General features: G+C 74.8%; 14 protein-coding genes. 11 read left to right on the top strand and 3 right to left on the bottom strand.

Annotated elements, in window-relative coordinates:
• Nucleotides 1–67: 67 nt before the first annotated feature.
• The 4 genes from PP1_RS06745 to PP1_RS06730 are packed head-to-tail and all read left to right on the top strand — an operon-like array spanning nt 68 to nt 6,141.
• On the top strand, nt 68–2,467 hold the full coding sequence (locus PP1_RS06745; protein WP_010226493.1) for a glycerol-3-phosphate 1-O-acyltransferase: 2,400 nt from the start codon (nt 68–70) through the stop codon (nt 2,465–2,467).
• On the top strand, nt 2,451–3,917 hold the full coding sequence (locus tag PP1_RS06740) for an HAD-IB family hydrolase (protein WP_010226495.1): 1,467 nt from the start codon (nt 2,451–2,453) through the stop codon (nt 3,915–3,917). The genes PP1_RS06745 and PP1_RS06740 overlap by 17 nt, the downstream gene beginning before the upstream one ends.
• Nucleotides 3,914–5,350 carry a wax ester/triacylglycerol synthase domain-containing protein gene (locus PP1_RS06735; protein ID WP_010226497.1) on the top strand — a complete coding sequence of 479 codons (1,437 nt, stop codon included), beginning with the start codon at nt 3,914–3,916 and terminating at the stop codon, nt 5,348–5,350. Before PP1_RS06740 ends, PP1_RS06735 begins: the two co-directional genes overlap by 4 nt.
• Nucleotides 5,347–6,141, top strand: a complete 795-nt coding sequence (locus PP1_RS06730) for an alpha/beta fold hydrolase (RefSeq protein WP_010226499.1) — start codon at nt 5,347–5,349, stop codon at nt 6,139–6,141. Before PP1_RS06735 ends, PP1_RS06730 begins: the two co-directional genes overlap by 4 nt.
• Before the next feature lie 7 nt (nt 6,142–6,148).
• On the opposite strand, the gene PP1_RS06725 is transcribed toward PP1_RS06730, so the two are convergent.
• Nucleotides 6,149–6,886, bottom strand: coding sequence for a Clp protease N-terminal domain-containing protein (locus PP1_RS06725; protein ID WP_010226501.1), 738 nt, complete (start codon nt 6,884–6,886; stop codon nt 6,149–6,151).
• Between the two features lie 126 nt (nt 6,887–7,012).
• Between PP1_RS06725 and PP1_RS06720 the strand changes: the two genes are divergently transcribed.
• On the top strand, nt 7,013–7,309 hold the full coding sequence (locus PP1_RS06720) for an SH3 domain-containing protein (protein ID WP_083680542.1): 297 nt from the start codon (nt 7,013–7,015) through the stop codon (nt 7,307–7,309).
• A 5-nt stretch (nt 7,310–7,314) separates the two neighbouring features.
• Here PP1_RS06720 and dinB read toward each other — a convergent pair whose 3' ends face one another.
• Together dinB and PP1_RS06710 are read right to left on the bottom strand one after the other, a co-directional pair.
• Nucleotides 7,315–8,532: a DNA polymerase IV gene (gene dinB, locus PP1_RS06715; protein ID WP_010226503.1), complete on the bottom strand. Its 1,218-nt coding sequence runs from the start codon at nt 8,530–8,532 to the stop codon at nt 7,315–7,317.
• 43 nt (nt 8,533–8,575) lie between these two features.
• Nucleotides 8,576–10,477, bottom strand: coding sequence for a hypothetical protein (locus tag PP1_RS06710; RefSeq protein WP_010226504.1), 1,902 nt, complete (start codon nt 10,475–10,477; stop codon nt 8,576–8,578).
• Nucleotides 10,478–10,562: 85 nt separating this feature from the next.
• On the opposite strand from PP1_RS06710, the gene PP1_RS06705 reads away from it, so the two are divergent.
• The 6 genes from PP1_RS06705 (at nt 10,563) to PP1_RS06680 (ending at nt 16,647) form a co-directional block, all read left to right on the top strand.
• Nucleotides 10,563–11,390 (top strand): hypothetical protein, encoded by an 828-nt coding sequence (locus tag PP1_RS06705; RefSeq protein WP_010226505.1) that lies wholly within the window; start codon nt 10,563–10,565, stop codon nt 11,388–11,390.
• Between the two features lie 46 nt (nt 11,391–11,436).
• Nucleotides 11,437–12,249: a DUF1684 domain-containing protein gene (locus tag PP1_RS06700; protein WP_010226507.1), complete on the top strand. Its 813-nt coding sequence runs from the start codon at nt 11,437–11,439 to the stop codon at nt 12,247–12,249.
• A gap of 16 nt (nt 12,250–12,265) precedes the next feature.
• A complete protein-coding gene (locus PP1_RS06695; protein WP_010226509.1) occupies nt 12,266–12,679 on the top strand; it encodes a zinc-binding dehydrogenase in 414 nt (137 codons plus the stop codon).
• Between the two features lie 138 nt (nt 12,680–12,817).
• On the top strand, nt 12,818–14,635 hold the full coding sequence (locus PP1_RS06690; RefSeq protein ID WP_010226511.1) for an NAD(P)/FAD-dependent oxidoreductase: 1,818 nt from the start codon (nt 12,818–12,820) through the stop codon (nt 14,633–14,635).
• A gap of 100 nt (nt 14,636–14,735) precedes the next feature.
• Nucleotides 14,736–15,605: an SCO6745 family protein gene (locus tag PP1_RS06685; RefSeq protein WP_249265960.1), complete on the top strand. Its 870-nt coding sequence runs from the start codon at nt 14,736–14,738 to the stop codon at nt 15,603–15,605.
• 1 nt (nt 15,606) lies between these two features.
• Nucleotides 15,607–16,647, top strand: coding sequence for an LLM class flavin-dependent oxidoreductase (locus tag PP1_RS06680; protein ID WP_010224807.1), 1,041 nt, complete (start codon nt 15,607–15,609; stop codon nt 16,645–16,647).
• The last annotated feature ends 13 nt before the right edge of the window (nt 16,648–16,660 follow it).

The raw sequence follows: 16,660 nt of genomic DNA, 5'->3' as shown, positions 1-16,660 counted from the left end.
AACTCATCGGTAACTACGTTGGGTCCCCACGACGCCGCGGTGCGGCGGCGGTCCGAACGGGGGTTCCATGACGACGGACGGACCGAGCGGCACCCGTGAGGTGGTGGTGGCCCAGTCGCGGTCGCACACCGAGCGCACGATCCTGCGGCGCTGGGCCGAGGAGCACCATCCCGGCTCGGTCGTCGTGCCCCTCGGCGTGGGGTCCGACGTCCCGTCCGCGCTCGGGGAGTCGCTGCACTCCGACGACGCCACCGTGATCGTCCCGGCCCGGGTCACCTGGGTGACCCCGGAGTCCGACGAGCCGGGGGCGGTCCGCAAGCTCGCCGGGCTGGCGACCACCGCCGTCATGCGGATGGCGTGGTCGCCGCTGCACCCGTCGATGGCCCGGCACCGGCCGGACGCCGCGCGCGTCGTCGCGGGGGAGCCCGCGACCGTCGCCGACCTGGTCTCCCGGTTCGTCGCGCAGGAGAACGGGCGGCCGGGGTCGCACGGCTTCGCGCGGTTCGTCGCCCGCCAGGCCGTCCTGGCCTGCGACCGGGCCGAACGACGCGTGCTGGGTGACCGGTACAAGGTGCCGCGCCGGATGGTCGAGCAGATCACCTCGTCGACCCGGTTCCCGGCGCTCGTCGAGCGGCTCGCGCGCCGGACCGGGCAGCCGGCCCCCGAGATCGAGCGCCGACTCGAGTCGTGCCTGCACGAGATGGCCGCGGTGCAGAGCCCGCCGGCGATCGACGTCTTCCGGGCGATGATGGGGCCGATGCACTCCCGGGCCTGGGACGTCCAGGTCGACGAGTCGGGCCTGGAGCGGCTGCGCGAGCTCAACAAGGAGCACGCGCTGGTGTTCCTGCCCAGCCACCGCTCGTACGCCGACCCGCTGCTCTTCGCCGAGGTGCTGCACGACCGCAACTTCCCCCGCAACCACGTGCTCGGCGGCAACAACCTGTCGTTCTGGCCGATGGGGGCGCTCGGCCGGCGCGCGGGCGTCGTGTTCATCCGCCGCAGCTTCGGCGGCGACACCGTCTACAAGGCGGCGATCCAGGAGTACCTGGGGCACCTGCTCGCCAAGCGGTTCAACCTCGAGTGGTACATCGAGGGCGGCCGCAGTCGCACCGGCAAGCTCCGCAAGCCGCGGATCGGCCTGCTCCGCTACCTCGTCTCGGCGATCGAGGACCGCCCGGAGCTCGACGCCGTGCTCGTGCCGGTGTCGATCGCCTACGACCAGCTGCACGAGGTCGGCGCGATGGCCGCCGAGCAGCGCGGCGGCGAGAAGAAGGCCGAGGGCCTGGGCTGGCTCTACCACTACTTCCGCGACCAGCGCCGGCACATCGGTACAGCGCGGGTCCGGTTCGCCGAGCCGATCGGGCTGCGGCAGGCACTCTCCGACGCCGGCGAGGGGTCCGCGCAGCTGGACAAGGTCGCCTTCCGGGTGTGCGCCGGGATCAACCGGGTCACCCCGGCCACCGCGACGTCGCTGGCGACCTTCGCGCTGCTCTCGGCGCGGGACCGGGCACTGACCCTGCAGCAGGTCCGGGAGGTCGTCGCGCCGCTGGCCGACTACCTGGAGTCGCGCGGCGTCCCCGTCCCGATCGCCGAGCTGCGCACCCGGCACGGCCTGCGGATGACGCTCGACCGGCTGGCCGAGGCCGGCGTCGTGACGATCTTCGAGGACGGCACCGAGCCGGTCTTCTCGATCAGCTCGGGCCGCCACCACGTGGCCGCGTTCTACCGCAACGGGACGCTGCACCACCTGCTCAACCGGGCGTTGCTCGAGGTGGCGCTGCTGCGCATCGGCGACGCCGGCGACGGCGAGGACCTCGTCGAGGTCGCCTGGCGGGAGCTGGCCCGGCTGCGGGACCTGCTGAAGTTCGAGTTCTTCTTCTCGACCCGCCGGGAGTTCCGCGACGAGATCCTGCACGAGCTCGATCTCGTCGACCCGGACTGGCGCTCGCGTGCCGCGGCGCCGGCCGACGTGCGGGGCGCGCTGCGCCAGGCGCCGCTGCTCGTCGCCCCGGGCGTGCTCCGCTCCTTCCTGGACGCCCAGCTCGTCGTCGCCGACCGGCTCGCCGCGCGGGACGACGAGGCGCTGACCGAGGAGGGGCCGTTCCTCGAGGAGTGCCTCGGCGTCGGCGGCCAGATGCTCCTGCAGCACCGGCTGGACCGGGCCGACTCGGTGTCCCGCGAGCTCTACGCCACCGCGGTGCGGCAGGCGGGCAACCGGGGCCTGCTCACCGACGCGGGCGACGGGGCGGCCGATCTCGGTGAGCGCCGCCGGATGTGGCGGGACGAGGTGACGGGCGTCATCGACGACCTCGGCCGCCTCGCGCAGCTGCAGCGCGCCCGGCTCGCCGTCGTCCTGGGATCGGCGACGGACGGCTCCCGGTCGGCGGACCCGGTACCCGCGGCGCCGGCCGTGGCGTCCGACAGTGACCACGCACGTGCGGAGGGGGACAGTGGTGTCGCGAGCTGAGACCGCCCGGGCCGAGCGGCTCCGGGCGATCCGGGAGGCCCCGCCGGGGCCGGGGACGATCGCGTACTTCGACTACGACGGCACCGTCATCGACGGGTACTCGGCAGGTGCCTTCTACCGGAAGCGCCTGCGCGAGTTCGACGTCGGCCCGGTCGAGATGGTGCGCACGGTGCTGTCCGGCATGCGCGGCATCCGCACCGACGACGACTTCAAGGAGTTCCTCTCGATCACCCTGGCCACCTGGAAGGGCCGCAGCGAGGACGAGCTGCACGCACTGGGCCGGACGCTGTTCAAGGAGGAGATCGCGGGTGCGCTGCACCCGGAGGTGTGGGAGCTCGTCGCCGCGCACCAGGAGCAGGGGCACCAGGTCGTCATGGCGTCGTCGGCGACCCGGTTCCAGGTCCAGCCGATGGCCGAGGAGCTGGGCGCCGACCGGGTCCTGTGCACCGAGCTGGAGGTGCGCGACGGCGTGCTCACCGGGCGGGTCGCCGGCATCTCGCTGTGGGGCGCCGGGAAGGCCGCCGCGGTCCGTGCCGACGCCGAGGCCCAGGATGCCGAGCTCACCGACTGCTTCGGGTACGCCAACGGCACCGAGGACGCCGAGTTCCTCTCCGCGGTCGGCAACCCGGTCGCGGTGTCGCCGACCGACTCGCTGCGCCGGGTCGCCGTCGAGCTGGGCTGGCCGGTGCTGGACTGCGCGCCCCGCGGCGGGCTCCTCCCGGACGTCGCCGACGTCGCCCGCACCGCCGTGTTCTACGGCGGCATGGCGGGCGGGCTGGCCGCCGCGGCCGGTGCCGGGCTGCTGCACGGCTCGCGCCGCCGGTTCGTCGACCTGGCCGCGTCGGTCGGGTCCGACGTCGCGTTCGGACTGTCCGGGATCGACGTCGAGGTGACCGGCGCGGAGCACCTCGTCGCCGCCCGGCCGTGCGTGTTCGTGTTCAACCACCAGTCCAAGTTCGACGTGCCGGTCCTGATGAAGCTGCTGCGCGGCAGCTTCACCGGCGTCGCGAAGAAGGAGGCGGCGCAGATCCCGGTGTGGGGTCAGCTGTTCCAGATGGCCGACGTCGCCTTCATCGACCGCGGCGACAGCCGGCAGGCCCGCGAGGCGCTCCGGCCGGCCGTCGCCAAGCTGCGCGACGAGGGCATCTCGCTGGTGATCGCCCCGGAGGGCACCCGCTCCCCGACGCCGCGGCTGGGCCGGTTCAAGAAGGGCGCGTTCCACATCGCGATGCAGGCCGAGGTGCCGATCGTGCCGGTCGTGATCCGCAACGCCGGCGAGATCATGTGGCGCGGCGCGCAGACCCTGCGGGCGGGCACCGTGCAGGTCGCCGTGCACCCGCCGGTCGACACCACCAACTGGGTGCCGGAGAACGCCGGGAAGTACTCCGAGGAGATCCGGGACCTGTTCGTCGACACACTGACCCACTGGCCGGAGGGCGGCACCCGATGAGCGACGTCCCGCTGTCCTGGGGATCGGTCCGCGAGATGTCGCCGTTCGAGGTGATGATGTGGCGCGCCGAGGCCGAGGACCCGCGCTACCGCTCGCCGGTCCTCGCGGTCGAGCTGCTCGACACGAAGCCCGACCGGGACCGGCTGGTCGCGGCCGTCGACTGGGCGACCCGGATGGTGCCGCGGTTCCGGGAGCGGGTCCGCGAGCCGCTGGCCGGGCTCGGCACCCCGTACTGGATCCACGACGTCGAGTTCGACCTGCACTACCACCTGCGACGGGTGCGGATCCCCGGTGCGGGCCCCGGGTTCTGGAGCGAGCTCGGCCCGATCGCGGAGCAGTTCGCGATGACCCCGTTCGACCGGGAGCGGCCGCCGTGGGAGGCGATGCTGGTCGAGGGGCTGCCCGGTGGCCGCGCCGCGTTCCTGCTGAAGCTGCACCACGTGCTGACCGACGGCATGGGGGCGGTCCAGCTGCTGTCCCAGCTGCACAGCCGCAAGCGCGAGCACGACGACACGAAGCCGCAGCCGCCGGCGCCGACGACCGAGGCGCCGGACCCGCTGGCCGAGGTGGACCGGCTGGTGCGGCGCGAGGCCGGGATCGTGCCGTCGGCGGCGCGCGCGGCCCGGGACGTGTTCGGGGCGCTGACCCACCCGCTGACCGCGGCCCGCGAGACGGCCCGCTACCTCGACTCGGCGGTGCGGGTGCTGTCCCCGCCGTCGGGTGGCGGCTCCGAGCTGCTGCGCCCGCGCGGGCTGTCCTGGCGCTTCGTCGCGGTCGACGTCGTGTTCGCCGACCTGCGGGCGGCCGGGAAGTCGGTGGGCGGCTCCTTCAACGACGCCTACGTGGCCGCGCTGCTCGGCGGGTTCCGGCACTACCACGAGCGCATGGGCCGGCCGGTCGGTGCGGACACCACGCTCCGCACGTCGGTGCCGGTGTCGGTGCGCCGCGACGGCGACTCGTCCGGCGGGAACCGGTGGGCGCCCGCCCGGCTGGCCGCGCCGATGGGCGTGACCGACCCGGCCGAGCGGATCCGGGCGGTCGGCGAGCAGATGCGCGCGGCGCGGGGCGAGCCCGCGCTGGAGAGCACCGACGTCGTCGCGCCGCTGCTGGCGCGGCTGCCGGGCCCGCTGCTGACGCTGGTCGCCGGCGGGTCGACGGCCGGGAACGACCTGCAGGCGTCGAACGTGCCGGGGCTGCGCTCGGAGGCGTTCCTGTGCGGCGCGCGGATCGAGCGGGTCTACCCGTTCGCGCCGCTGCCCGGCTGCGCGGCGATGATCTCGGTCGTCACGCACGGCGACGTCTGCTGCGTCGGCGCCAACCTGGACGCGGCGGCGATCACCGACCGGGACCTGTTCGCCGAGTGCCTGGCCGCGGGCTTCGACGAGGTGCTCGCGCTGCATCCCGGCGCCGCGGCGCCCATGATCGTGAGATGACCGCGTTCCACCGGGGCGGCTCCGGCGAGCCGCTGCTGCTGTTGCACGGCGTGACGTCGTCGTGGCGGGCCTGGACGCCGCTGCTCCCGATGCTGGAGGAGCACCACGACGTCTGGGCGGTCACGATGCCCGGGCACCGCGACGGCCCCCCGCTGCCCGACGGCGAGTTCTCGATCGACGTCCTGGTCGACGCGCTGGTCGAGCAGCTCGACGAGCTCGGGATCGACGAGATGCCGCACGTCGTCGGGAACTCGCTCGGCGGCTGGGCCGCGCTGGAGCTGGCCCGGCGCGGGCGGGCCCGCTCGGTCGTCGCGCTGTCCCCGGCCGGGGCGTGGGCGCTGCCGAAGGACCTCTACCGGCTGCTCGCCACCTTCCGGGTGGGGGCGCTGCTGGCCGGGTGGACGCCGGTGCGGCTGCTCGCGTCGTGCGGGCTGGTCCGGCGCCTGCTGCTGCTCACCCTCGCGGAACGCGCCGACCTGTACTCGGCCGAGGACGTCGCCGTGCTCTTCGACGATCTCGCCGCGTGCACGGTGCTCGACCCGCTGCTGTCCGCGGCCAGTATGGAGACGGCCATCGTGCCGTTCGACGAGCTGCCCTGCCCGGTCCGGATCGCCTGGTCCGGTTCGGACCGCACGATCCCGTACGGCCGCTACGGCCGCCCGCTGATGGACGCCGTCCCCGGCGCCGAGCTGGTGGTGCTGCCCGGTGTCGGGCACGTGCCCATGATGGACAATCCCGCGCTGGTGGCGTGGACGATCCTGCAGCACACGCGCTACCAGCTGGCGTCCTGACCGGTTCTCAGCCGTCGCCCTGCTCCTGCTGCGCGGCGATCGCGGCGAGCGCCTTCACGATCGCGGCCTCGGCACGCGGGCCGTCGACGCCCAGCCCGGACAGCACGCCGTCGCCGTCCTCCTGTTCCAGCAGGGCGAGCAGGATGTGCTCGGTGCCGACGTAGTTGTGGCCCAGCCGCAGCGCCTGGCGGAAGGTGAGCTCGAGTGCCTTCTTCGCGGCCCCGTCGAACGGGACGAGGTCGGGCACCTGCTCCACCCGCTCCGGCAGCCGCGCGACGGCGGCCTCGCGCAGCGCGTCCGGCGTGACCCCCTGGGGCTCCAGCAGGACGACGGCGAGCGCCTGCGGGTCGGCCGCCAGGCCGAGCACCAGGTGCGCCGGGGTGATCCGGTCGTTGCCGGCGCTCCTGGCCTCGCTCTGCGCCGCGACCACGACGCCGCGGGCGCGCGGGGTGAACCGTTTGAAGCCCTCCTCGGGGTCGACCGGCTCGTCGGGCTTCGGGACGAAGCGCTTCTGGGCGGCCTGCTTGGACACGCCCATGCTGCGGCCGATGTCGGTCCAGGACGCGCCGGAGCGTCGGGCCCGGTCGACGAAGTGGCCGATCAGGTGGTCGGCCAGGTCACCGAGGTGGTCGCCCGCGAGCACCGCGCCGGAGAGCTGCTCGAGCGGGTCGGAGTGGACGTCGGTGATGGCGGAGATGAGGTCGTCGAGCCGGACGGTCCCGGTGACGGGGGACGGAGTGGTCATGCGTCAACTGTAGGTTGACGATCTTGGGTCGTCAACCGTGGGTTGACCGCGATTCGCCGTGCACGGTCGGTCGCTCATCGCTACGTTGCGCATCCGCGATGTCACCTGATCGGGTGAGGTGAGGGTGTGCGACGGAAGCGTGTGGCGCAGGGCCTCGTGGTGCTGTGCGGGGTTCTCGTGCTGTCCGGGTGCACCCGGACCTCGATCGAGGGTCTGCAGGTCCGCTCCGGACCGGGCACCGGTTTCGCGGTCGTCGGGACCATCCCGGAGTCCGGGACCCCGGTCCGGATCGGCTGCTGGCAGCGCGGGGAGGCGGTCCGCGGCGACACCGTCTGGTACCGCATCCTCGGCCCGCAGGAGGGCTGGGTGACGAACTACTACATCCGCACCACCCGCGAGCTCGGCAGCAACCCGTCCTGCTGAGGTGCTCACTCGTGCTCGGGCAGCAGCGGGACCTGCAGTCCCTGGTCGCGGCCGAGCTGGGTCGCCCGCGACACCGAGGAGGCACCGAACCGGCGGCGCACCTCGTCGAGCGCGGTGTCCAGTGCCGGGCCGGCGTGCGCGTCGAGGGGGAGCTCCAGCTGCACCGCGTCGTCGCGGTCGAGGTTGGTCAGCGACAGTCCGAGCAGGGTGATCCCGCGGTCCCGGATCTCCGGCGTCGCCGCGACCAGCAGCCGCCGGGCCGCCGTCAGGATCGTGGGCGTGTGCGCGGTCGGCACCGGGAGCGTGTGCGAGCGGGTGACGCGGGCGAAGTCGCCGAACCGCAGACGCAGCACGACCGTGCGGCACACCCGCCCGCCACCGGTCTCGCGGGGCGCCCGCAGCCGCCGTGCCAGCCGGTCGACGGTGCCGGCCAGGATCGCGTCGAGCTCCTCCGGGGTGCGGGACCTGCGGCCGAGCGCGCGCTGCGAGCCGATCGACCGCCGCGAGCGGTGCGTGTCGACCGGGCGGGGGTCGCGCAGGTGGGCCAGCGCGTGCAGGTGCCGCCCGCTCGCCGGACCGAGGAACGACACCAGCGCGGCCTCGCCGAGACCGGCGACGTCGGCGACCGTGCGCACGCCGAGCTCGTGCAGCTTCCCCGCGGTGACCGCGCCGACCCCCCACAGCCGTTCCACCGGCAGCGGGTGCAGGAACTCCCGCTCGCGGGCCGGGTCCACGACGAGCAGCCCGTCCGGCTTCGCGACGCCGCTCGCGACCTTGGCGAGGAACTTCGTCCGCGCGATGCCGACGGTGATCGGCAGCCCGGCCTCCGCCGCCACCCGGGCACGGAGCCGGGCCGCGACCTCCCGGGGCGTGCCCGCGATCCGGGCGAGCCCGCCGACCTCGAGGAACGCCTCGTCGATCGACAGGCCCTCCACCTCGGGCGTGGTGTCCCGGAAGATCGCGAACACGGCCCGGCTCGCCTCGGAGTAGGCCGCCATCCGCGGTGGGACGACGATCGCGCCCGGGCAATGCGCGCGGGCCTGGCCGCCGTTCATGGCGGTCCGCACGCCGAACGCCCTGGCCTCGTAGCTCGCGGCCAGCACCACCCCGCCACCGACGATCACCGGGCGGCCGCGCAGCCGTGGGTCGTCCCGCTGCTCGACCGACGCGTAGAACGAGTCCAGGTCGGCGTGCAGGATGGTGGCCAGGCCGCGCACGAACATATGTTCGCACGATCCGGCCGGGTGGGCCAGACTCCGGTACCGGTCAGTGCCCGCCGCTGCGGCCCCGCCACCGGGACAGCGCCGTGCGGGCGGCCTCCGCGACCCGCGCATCGGGATGGTGCGCACCGACCTCGGTGAGCACGTCGCCGAGCCGGGGATGGTCCAGCCGCCAGAGCTCGTCGAACACCTCCGCGGCGTCGGCCGGGAACTCCCGGGCGAACAGCGCGGGCCACTCGTCGGACCCGATCGTGTCGACGGTGACGGCGAGGACGTCGATCGAGGCCTGCAGCAGCAGCTCCGGCTCGAGCGTGCCCGGGTCCAGCTGCCCGCGTGCCACCAGGCGGCGCGCCACCTGGGCCCGGTGCGGACCGTCGAGGTGCCGGCGGAGCAGGCCGTCGACGACGTCGTCCCCGAACCTGTCCGCGGCGACGCCGGTCGCCGTCAGCACGACGACGAGCGGGCGTCCCGGTGCCAGCGCCCGGTCGACGAACGCCGCGACCGCACGGTCCGGGTCGGGCTGCGCCGCGTGCCAGGCGTCGATGTCGCGGCGCCACTCGGTGGGCGTCACCTCGCCCGCCAGGTCGACGATCTCCTCGACCGACGCCACGGCCGGATCGGGGCGGGTCGGGAACTCCAGGCTCTCCGCGGCCAGCACCAGCAGACCGCAGGCGACGCCACCGGGGGTGAGCGTGACCCGCCCGCCGGACCGGACGTCGGCGCCGAGCACGTCGTCCTGCTCCAGGGTGGAGTCCGACCACTCGGCGAGGCCGAGGCGCTCGAGACGGGTGACGAGCATCCGGGCCGGGAAGGCCCCGTCGCCCGCGGGGCCGCCGTCCCAGCCCAGCACCAGGTCGAGCAGGGCGGCGAGATCGTCGAAGGGCATCCCCTCGACCGGGTGGCGCAGCAGCGCGAGGAACGCGGGGGTGGCGTCGTCGGCGGGCTCGGGGACCGGGGTGCCCTGGTCGAACCCGTCCTCGTCGAGGAGTTCCTCGCCGTCGGCCCGGCCGAGCTGCTCGGCGAGGATCTCCAGCGCGTTCCGCCCGTCCTCGTCGTCGGTCCCGGCGGGCGGCTCCTCGAGCAGGCCGTCGAGGACGTCGAGCGGCTCGGCCCCGTCGGGCACCCGCCGCTCCCCGGTGACGGTCAGCACGCCCTGGTCCCGTGCGGCGAGCACGAGGTCCTCGTGCGCGGTCGTGTCGTCGAGCCCGCCGAACCGCCCGCCGGCGACGAGCCGGCCGTTCTCGCGGTGCACCGCCCCGGCCCGGACCGCCGTCTCCAGCACCCAGGTCAGGACCGGGAGCCGGTCGGCGCGGTCGAGCCGGGCGAAGGCGGGGGAGTCGAGATCGTCGGTGCCGAGCTTCCCGGCCAGCTCCCGGGCGTCGGCGATGCGCAGGTTGCCGGTCCTCGTCAGGACCCGGCCCGACGGCCCGCACCAGGTGGCGAGCGCACGGGCGTCGGCCAGCACCGTCGCCGCCGCGGCCGAGGCGGCGCGGTCGGCCGGTCCCGGGATCCGGACCGGGTCCGGGGGCGTGCCGAACTCGTCGAGCACCGGGTGGACGCCGCGGGCCTCCAGCTCGTCGTAGTCGTCGGCGTAGGCGGTGCACAACCGCCGGACCTGCGACGGCCGCGGGCTGTCCGGGGTCAGCAACCCGCGCTCGTCGAGGTACTCGACGAACGACGCGACGCTGAGCGGGACCAGCCGCACCGGCAGCCGGTACTCGGTCATGACGCGCGGGCACCAGCCGTCGAGGAACGTCTCGACGTGTGCCAGCGGCCACGCGGCGAGGTCGCCGTCGGCCTCCAGCCACTTGTACTGCAGCAGCAGCTCCGCCGACACGGGCTCGGCGACCAGGTCGTTCTCGTCGAGCCAGTCCGCGAACCCGCTGATCAGCCGGCCCGCGCACTCGTGGAACGCCTCGTCCTCGTCCACACCGAACTGCATGCGCATGGCCCGAGTGTGCACCGCGTCCTCCCGCCGTGGGGATCGGCGTGTCCGGAGCCGCCCGGCGCGGGAGGGGGCAGGATGGGCGGAGATGACGACCGTGTTCGCCTTGTTGATCGCCGTGGCCGCCATGGTCGGCAACACGATCGCCGCGCTGTGGGAGGCCCGGGGCAGCAGGCTGGCCCGCTACGGGCGCCCGGTGTGGCAGCAGCCGTGGTTCCTCGCGGGCCTGTTCGCGGACGTCGTGGCCTGGGTGCTGACCGTCGTCGCGCTGCGGTACCTGCCGGTGTTCGCGGTGCAGTCGATCCTGGCGGGCGCGATCGCGCTCACCACGTTGTCCGACCACGGCTGGAACCCGTGGAACCTGGCGTGGCGGGACCGGTGGGCCGTCGTCGCCGTGCTGGCGGGGCTGGTGCTGGTCGCCGCCGCGGCCGAACCGGACCGCCCGGAGGCGCTGCCCCCGGCGGCGACCCCGGCGCTGCTCGTCGCGTTCGTGCTGATCCTCGTCGCGACGCCGTTCGTGTGGCGGACGGGACGCCCGATGCTGCTGGCGCTGCTCGCCGGGCTCGGGTTCGGCGGCACCGCGCTCGCCGTGCGCGCCCTGCACCCCGGGCCGCTCCGCTGGGACACGATCGGGGACCTGCTGCTGGACCCGCTGGTGTACGGCGTCGTCGTGATGGGGGTGCTCGGTGTCCTGGCGTTCGCGAAGGCGCTGCAGAACGGCCCGGTCGGCCCGGCGACGGCGGTGCTGTCGGTGACCGAGGTCGTGGTGCCGGGCGTGGTCGGGATCGCGCTGCTCGGCGACCGGATCCGGGACGGCTGGGCGGGCGCCGCGCTGATCGGCGTCGTCGTCGCGCTCGCCGGGGTGATCGCGCTGACCCGCACCGACCCCGAGGCCGAACGGCACCGGGTGCACTGACACCCCCCCCCGGGAAGTCATCCGGCGCACGCCGCGTTCCACCGGCATGACGACCGGTACCGACGCCCGCACCGAGCACGCCGCCTGGAAGGCCTCCCGCGAGGAGACGCTGCGCGAGCCGCACGGCTGGCTGTCGCTGACCGCCCTGCACTGGCTCGACGACGGCCCGGGCACGGTCCCCGGCCTCCCCGGCACCTGGCGGGCCACCGGCGGCGGGACGGTGACGGTGACCGCGGCCGCCGCCGACGGCGTCGTGCCGCCCGGCGCCGACACCCCGCTCGACGGCACCGTGGACCTGCACCCGGTCGACGGTGCGCCCGGCGTGATGGTCGCCGTCGGCGACCGGATGGTCGAGATCGCCCGCCGCACCGACTCCTCCGCGCTGCGGATCCGGGACCCGCACGCGGTCACCCGCACCGCCTTCACCGGGGTCCCCGCGTACCCCTACGACGAGGCCGCCGTCGTCGACGCCGCCTTCACCCCCTACGACGAGCCGCGCCGGATCACCGTCGACGCGGTCGTCGACGGGCTGCAGCACTTCCCGACCGCCGTCGGCGAGGTGACGTTCCGCCACGGCGGCGCACAGCAGCGCCTGGTCGCGCTGTCCGGGAGGGACGGCGGCCTGTCCCTGCACTTCCGCGACGCCACCTCCGGCGACACCACCTACGGCGGGGGCCGGATCCTGAAGACCGCCGACCCCGGCGCCGACGGCGCGCTGCGCCTCGACCTCAACCGCGTGGTGAACCTGCCGTGCGCGTTCACCGCGCACGCGACCTGCCCGCTGCCGCCCGCCGGGAACCACCTCGACGTGGCGGTCGAGGCGGGGGAGACGCTCCCACCGCGCCCCGATCCCGCCTGACTGTGAGGGTGGGTCCATGCGCGCCGTCGGACTCACCACGCACGGAGGCCCGGACGGGACGCACGGCGGTTACGCCGAGCACGTCGTCGTCCCGGCCGGGTCGGCCGTCCCGCTGCCCGACGGCGTCGACGGGCCGGCCGACGGCTCCCTGCAGGGCGACGCGCTGCTGCCCGCGGTCCGGGACGGCGGCCGGATCGCCACCGTCCGCGGTCACCGCGGCACCGCGGAGCGCGGCATCACCTGGCACCCGGTGTGGGTGCGGACGGTCGCCGAGGACCGGGAGACGCTGCTCGCGATCCGCGACCTCGCCTCGTCGGGCAGGCTCACCCCGAGGGTCGCCGCCACCTGGCCCGCCGGGGACGCCGCGGAGGCCCACCGCGCCCTGGAGGCGGGCGGGCAGCGCGGCCGCGGAGTGCTGCTCTTCCGGTAGGCCGAGCGGTTGCAACCTCGCCGCAACCCGTGTCGCGCGTCACGACGGTGGTGTTCACTGCTCCCGTTGCCCCGACGACCGCGGCAGGGACGGCGAGCGCCCCGTGGTCGCGGCGAACCGCTCGCAGGAGGTGCTCACGTGACCACCACGCAGGAGAAGTCCGCGGCGCGCACGACCGCGGAGGGCTGGCTGGACGCCTTCGGCGAGGCGCTGGCCGCCCGGGACGTCGACCGGGCGGTGTCGCTGTTCGCCGAGCAGAGCTACTGGCGCGACCTGGTCTCCTTCACCTGGAACCTGAAGACGGTCGAGCACCACGCCGGTGTCCGCGACCTGCTCGAGAACACCCTCGAGGGCACCGACCCGTCGCGGTGGGAGCTGTCGGCGGAGCCGGCCGAGGCCGACGGCGTCACCGAGGCCTGGTTCACCTTCGCGACGGCGGTGGGCCGCGGCTCCGGCCACGTCCGCATCGTCGACGGGAAGGCGTGGACCCTCCTCACCACCCTCGACGAGCTCACGGGGCACGAGGAGCCGATGCGGGAGAACCGCCCGTTCGGCACCGAGCACGGCGCCAACCCGGACCGGGTCACGTGGAAGGAGCGGCGCGAGGAGGAGCTGTCCGAGCTGGGCCGCACCCGCGACCCCGAGGTCGTGATCATCGGTGGCGGCCAGGGCGGCATCGCGCTGGGCGCCCGGCTCCGGCAGCTCGGCGTCCCGACGATCATCGTCGAGCGCAACGAGCGCCCCGGCGACTCCTGGCGCAGGCGCTACAAGAGCCTCGCCCTGCACGACCCGGTCTGGTACGACCACCTGCCGTACCTGAAGTTCCCGGACAACTGGCCGGTCTTCGCCCCGAAGGACAAGATCGGCGACTGGCTCGAGTTCTACACGCGGATCATGGAGCTCAACTACTGGGGCTCCACCACCGCGCGGTCCGCCGAGTTCGACGAGGCCACCGGTCGCTGGACCGTCGTGGTCGACCGGGCGGGCGAGGAGGTCACCCTCCGCCCGCGCCAGGTCGTCGTCGCGCTGGGGGTCTCCGGCAAGCCGAACGTGCCGGACTTCCCGGGCCGGGAGCAGTTCCGCGGCGAGGTGCAGCACTCCTCGCAGCACCCCGGGCCGGACGCCTACCAGGGCAAGAAGGTCGTCGTCATCGGGTCGAACAACTCGGCCTTCGACATCTGCGGCGCCCTCTGGGAGGTCGGCGCCGACGTCACGATGGTGCAGCGGTCCTCGACCCACATCATCAAGTCCGACACGCTGATGGAGTACGGCCTCGGCGACCTGTACTCCGAGCGCGCGGTCAAGGCCGGTGTCGACACCTACACCGCGGACATGATCTTCGCGTCGCTGCCGTACCGGATCATGGCGCAGTTCCAGAAGCCGGCCTACGACAAGGCCCGCGAGGTCGACGCCGACTTCTACCAGCGGCTGACCGACGCCGGGTTCGAGCTGGACTTCGGCGACGACGACTCCGGCCTGTTCATGAAGTACCTGCGCCGGGGCTCGGGCTACTACATCGACGTCGGCGCGGCCGAGCTCGTCGCCGACGGCAAGGTGAAGCTGGTCCGCGGCCAGATGCAGGAGTTCACCGAGAAGGGCGTGCGCCTGACCGGATCGGACGGAGCCACGGTCGAGCTCGACGCGGATCTCGTCGTCTTCGCCACCGGCTACCGGTCGATGAACGGACTCGCCGCCGACATCGTCGGCCAGGACGTCGCGGACAAGGTCGGGAAGGTGTGGGGTCTCGGCTCCGACACCACCAAGGACCCGGGCCCGTGGGAGGGCGAGCAGCGCAACATGTGGAAGCCCACCCAGCAGCAGAACCTCTGGTTCCACGGCGGCAACCTGCACCAGAGCCGGTTCTACTCGCTGTACCTCGCACTGCAGCTCAAGGCGCGGCAGGAGGGCATCTCCACGCCGGTCTACGCGCTGCAGGAGCGGCACCACCTCTCCTGACCGCCGAGCAGGGGAGCCCGTCCGGGCCCGCACACCCGCGTGGTGTGCGGGCCCGGCGGCGTGCGCGCCACCGGCGCCGCACACGGGTTACGGTGCGCCGGTGACGCCACCTCCCGGGCCGGTGCCGGCCGCGCGTGCGCTGTGGGAACGCCTCGAACCGGTGCACGACGTCGTGTACTTCACCCCGGAGGCCCGCGCCGCCGCCGAGGCGGCCGGCTACCGCGGCTTCTGGCGGGGCTACTTCGCGATGCGCGCCGCCCCGCTGGGGCCGGTGGGTCCGGCGCCGGTGACGGCCGCGTTCCACAACTTCCACCCGTCGATGCCCGCCCGCGCGCTGCCGGAGGTGTGGTCGCTCGCCCCGCCCGCCGCCGCCCTGGACGCCCGGTCGTCCGGCGCGGCCGCCGCGCTGCGGCGGATCGGGACCGGCCCGGTGGACCGGGCCGCGGAGCTGGCCTGGGCGGCCGCGTCCGAGGTGGACGTCGAGGGCCGGGTGCTCGCCGCCGCGAACGCGGCACTGCCCCGCCCCCTTGGGGCGGTCGAGACGCTCTGGCAGGCGACGACGACGCTGCGCGAGCACCGCGGCGACGGCCACGTCGCCGTCCTGGTCGCCCGCGGTGTCGGCCCGGTCGCCGCGCACCTGCTCAAGGCCGCCGCGGGGGAGACCGACGCCGAGTGGCTGCGCACCGCCCGCGGGTGGAGCGACGACGACTGGGCCGCCGGGACCGAGGACGCCCGCCGCCGCGGCTGGACCGGCCCCGACGGGACCCTGACGTCCGCCGGGGCCGCCGAGCACACCGAGATCGAGCGGCTCACCGACGCGGCCGCCGCCCGGCCGTGGACGGCGCTCGGCGGGGACCGTACGGACGAGCTCGCCGCGCTGCTCGACCCGCTCGCGTCCGCGGTGCTCGCCGCGGGCGACGTCCCCGAGCGCAGCCCGGTCGGGCTCGTCCGGTCCACCGGGGAGTCCTGAGGTGCGCACCGCGACGACGGTCGAGGCGTCCGGGGGGAACTGGGCGGAGACCGTCGAGTTCGTGACCGAGGCCGAGAAGCTCGGGCTCGACGACTGCTGGGTCGCCGAGGCGTGGGGCTCCGACGCGCCGTCCGCACTCGGCTTCCTCGCCGCCCGCACCGACCGGATCCGCCTCGGCTCCGGGGTGATCCAGGTCGGCACCCGCTCCCCGGTCGCGGTCGCGCAGGCCGCGCTCACCCTGCACGACATGTCGCAGGGCCGGTTCGTGCTCGGGCTCGGCCCGTCCGGCCCGCAGGTGATCGAGGGTCTGCACGGGGTGCCGTTCGACCGCCCCCTGACCCGGTTCCGGGAGACGATCGAGGTGATCCGCGCGGCCTGCGCCGGCGAGCGGATCTCGCACGACGGCGACACCGTCGCGATCCCGCTGCCCGGCGGCCGCGGTCGCCCGATGCGCCTGTCGACCACCCCGGTGCCGGACCTGCCGGTGTTCGTCGCGGCGCTCTCGCCGCGGATGCTGGAGCTGACCGGCCGGGTCGCCGACGGCTGGCTGGGCACCAGCTTCGTCCCGGAGGGCGCCGCGGCCTACCTGTCCCCGCTGGACGCCGGGCTCGCCGCGGCCGGGCGCACCCGTGCCGACGTCGAGCTCTGCCAGGGGGCCGAGGTCGCGTTCGCCGCCGACCCCGGCGAGGAGGCCGCGATGGTCGACGCCCGCCGCCCGGGGATCGCGTTCAGCCTCGGCGGGATGGGCACGGCGGAGCAGAACTTCTACTTCGACGCCTACCGCCGCCAGGGCTGGGGTGAGCGGGCCGACGCCGTCCGCGCCGCCTGGCTCGGCGGCGACCGGGCGGGTGCCGCCGCGCTCGTCACGGACGACATGGTGCTCGGCACGACGCTGATCGGCACCGAGGAGCGTGTCGCCGCGCGGCTCCGGGACTGGGCGGCGGCCGGGATCGGCACCGTGCGCCTCTACCCGGCGGGCGACACCCTCGACGAGCGGCTCACGACGCTGGCCCGGGCGATCGGTCTCGCCCGGGCCACGTGATCCTCCGGCCCCG

It is taken from the genome of Pseudonocardia sp. P1, from assembly GCF_000178675.2.
In the GTDB taxonomy this organism is placed as follows: domain Bacteria; phylum Actinomycetota; class Actinomycetes; order Mycobacteriales; family Pseudonocardiaceae; genus Pseudonocardia.
This window is presented reverse-complemented; position numbering and strand designations above follow the sequence as displayed.